This is a genomic window from Actinosynnema sp., assembly GCF_052038725.1.
In genome coordinates this window covers 1-2,599 of record NZ_JBQGCX010000154.1, presented here as the reverse complement: position 1 = coordinate 2,599, position 2,599 = coordinate 1, and the positions used below count along the sequence as shown (strand labels likewise).

3 protein-coding genes are annotated in these 2,599 nt (G+C 74.2%); 1 reads left to right on the top strand and 2 read right to left on the bottom strand.

Annotated features, from left to right (window positions below):
- A partial coding sequence (locus tag ACTUAL_RS02970; protein WP_440899180.1) for an alpha/beta fold hydrolase occupies positions 1–510 on the bottom strand: 510 nt, incomplete at its 3' end.
- Positions 507–1,796, bottom strand: a complete 1,290-nt coding sequence (locus ACTUAL_RS02965; protein ID WP_440899179.1) for a bifunctional o-acetylhomoserine/o-acetylserine sulfhydrylase — start codon at positions 1,794–1,796, stop codon at positions 507–509. The genes ACTUAL_RS02965 and ACTUAL_RS02970, both read right to left, overlap by 4 nt.
- A gap of 124 nt (positions 1,797–1,920) precedes the next feature.
- Here ACTUAL_RS02965 and ACTUAL_RS02960 point away from each other — a divergent pair.
- On the top strand, positions 1,921–2,599 hold a 679-nt coding region (locus ACTUAL_RS02960; RefSeq protein WP_440899178.1), incomplete at its 3' end, for a Gfo/Idh/MocA family protein.

The following is a 2,599-nucleotide window of genomic DNA, read 5'->3' as shown; positions in this document are numbered from 1 at the left end:
GGCGAGCACCAGCAGCGACCGCACCCGCTCCGGCGCGGTCACCGCCCACTCCAGCGCCCGCATCCCGCCCATGGACCCGCCGACGACGGCCGCCCACGAGCGCACGCCGAGCGCGTCGGCCAGCCCCAGCTCGGCGGCCACTTGGTCGCGGATGCCGATGGCCGGGAACCGGTCGCCCCAGGGCCTCCCGTCGGGCGCGGCGTCCCACGGGCCGGTGCTGCCCTGGCAGCCGCCCAGCGCGTTGGGCGCGACGACGAACCACCGGTCGGTGTCCAGCGCGAGGCCGGGCCCCACCAGCCCGTCCCACCACCCGGCGGTCGGGTGGCCGGGACCGGCGGGTCCGGCGACGTGGCTGTCCCCGGTGAGGGCGTGCAGCACGAGCACCGCGTTGGACCGGTCCTCGTCCAGCGCGCCCCAGGTCTCGTAGGCGAGCCGGAACGGAAGACCGGGCAGCGCGCCCCGGTGCCACCGCCTCCCGCCTGCGGGATCGCCGTCGCGCCACCCCGTCACCGCGCGGACTTCGCCGCCCGGAACCCGGCCTCCAGGTCGGCCTTCAGGTCCTCGACCGCCTCGATGCCCACGGACAGCCGGACGAGGCCCGGCGTGACGCCGCTGGTGGCCTGCTGCTCGGCGGTGAGCTGGCTGTGCGTGGTGGACGCCGGGTGGATGACCAGGCTGCGCACGTCGCCGATGTTGGCGAGCTGGCTGAACAGCTCCAGCCCGTCCACGAACGCCCGCCCCGCGTCGGCCCCGCCGACCAGCTCGAACGAGACGATCGCGCCCGCGCCCCCTGGCAGGTAGCGCTGGGCGAGCGCGTGCCACGGGCTGGACGGCAGCCCCGCGTAGTGCACCCGCTCGACCTCGTCGCGCCCGTCGAGCCACTCGGCGAGCGCCTGCGCGTTGGCCACGTGCCGCTCCAGGCGCAGCGAGAGGGTCTCGATGCCCTGCAGGACGAGGAAGCTGGTGAGCGGGGCGATGGCGGCCCCGGTGTCGCGCAGGCCCTGCACGCGCAGCTTGGCGGCGAACGCGCCGTGCCCGAGGGCGGGCCAGTCGCGCAGGCCGTGGTAGCTGGGGTCGGGGTCGTTGAAGTCGGGGAACCTGGCGGCGTCGCCGAAGTCGAACCTGCCGCCGTCGACGACGACGCCCGCGATGGCCGTGCCGTGGCCGCCGAGGAACTTGGTGGCGGAGTGCAGCACGATGTCGGCGCCGTGCTCCAGGGGGCGCAGCAGGTAGGGCGTGGGGACGGTGTTGTCCACGACCAGCGGGACGCCCGCGGCGTGCGCGACGTCGGCGACGGCGGTGATGTCGAGGACGTTGCTGCGGGGGTTGGCGAGGGTCTCGGCGAACAGCAGCTTGGTGTTCGGCCTGATCGCGGCGCGCCAGGCGTCGAGGTCGTCGGGGTCGTCGACGAAGGTGGTGGTGATGCCGAGCTTGGGCAGGGTGTGGTGGAGCAGGTTGTAGGTGCCGCCGTAGAGGGAGGCGCTGGAGACGAGGTGGTCGCCCGCGCGGGCGAGGTTGAGGATCGTGGCCGTCTCGGCGGCCTGGCCGGACGCGAAGGCGACGGCGGCGATCCCGCCCTCCAGGGCGGCGACGCGCTGTTCGAGGACGTCCTGGGTGGGGTTGTTGATGCGGGTGTAGATGTTGCCGGGTTCGGCGAGGCTGAACAGGGCGGCGCCGTGCGCGGTGTCGCGGAAGGCGAACGAGGTGGTCTGGTAGATCGGCGTGGCGCGGGCCCCGGTGGTCGGGTCGGGTGCTGCCCCGGCGTGCACCTGCTGGGTCTCGAAGGACCAGGTCATGAGCGCTCGTTCTCCCCTGCCTGCGGCGGTTTTCCAGCGAACGTAGGGCGGCCGGGGGGCGGGGCGCAGGTCGTTCCGCGTGGTGGGAACCACTGGACGGGCCGCTTGTTCTACGCTCGGCGGAATGCGCACCGCACTGCTCGGTTTCGGCCTGGGCGGAACCGCTTTCCACGCACCGTTCCTGTCTACCGCCGAGGGCCTGACCCTGTCAGCCGTCGTCACCTCCCGATCGGGTGAGGTGGGAAGTCGGTACCCAGGGGTGGAGGTGCTGGGGTCGGCGGAGGAGCTGTGGTCGAGGGCGGCGGACTTCGACCTGGTGGTGGTGACGACCCCGAACCGGTTGCACGCGGCGCACGCGCGGGCGGCGCTGGAGCGCGGGCTGGACGTGGTGGTGGACAAGCCGTTCGCCGCGACGGCGGCGGAGGCGCGCTCGTTGGCGGACCTGGCGCGGGCGCGGGGCCTGCTGCTGGCCCCGTTCCACAACCGCCGCTGGGACGGCGACTTCCGCACGGTGGCGTCCTTGGTGCGCAACGGCTCGCTGGGGTCGGTCCACCGGTTCGAGTCGAGGTTCGAGCGCTGGAGGCCGGAGGTGAAGCCGGGGTGGAAGGAGTCGGCGGACCCGGAGGCGCTGGGGAGCGTCGTGTACGACCTGGGGACGCACCTGGTGGACCAGGCCGTGGCGCTGTTCGGCAGGCCGCGGTCGGTGTACGCGGAGGTGCGCGCGCTGCGGGAGGGCGCCCAGGCCCACGACGACGCCTTCCTGGCTCTGACCCACGAGGGCGGCGAGGTGTCCCACCTGTGGG

Coding starts and splice junctions, on each gene's coding strand:
- ACTUAL_RS02965 (WP_440899179.1), bottom strand. CDS start 1,796: ATGACCTGGTCCTTCGAGACCCAGCAGGTGCACGCCGGGGCAGCACCC.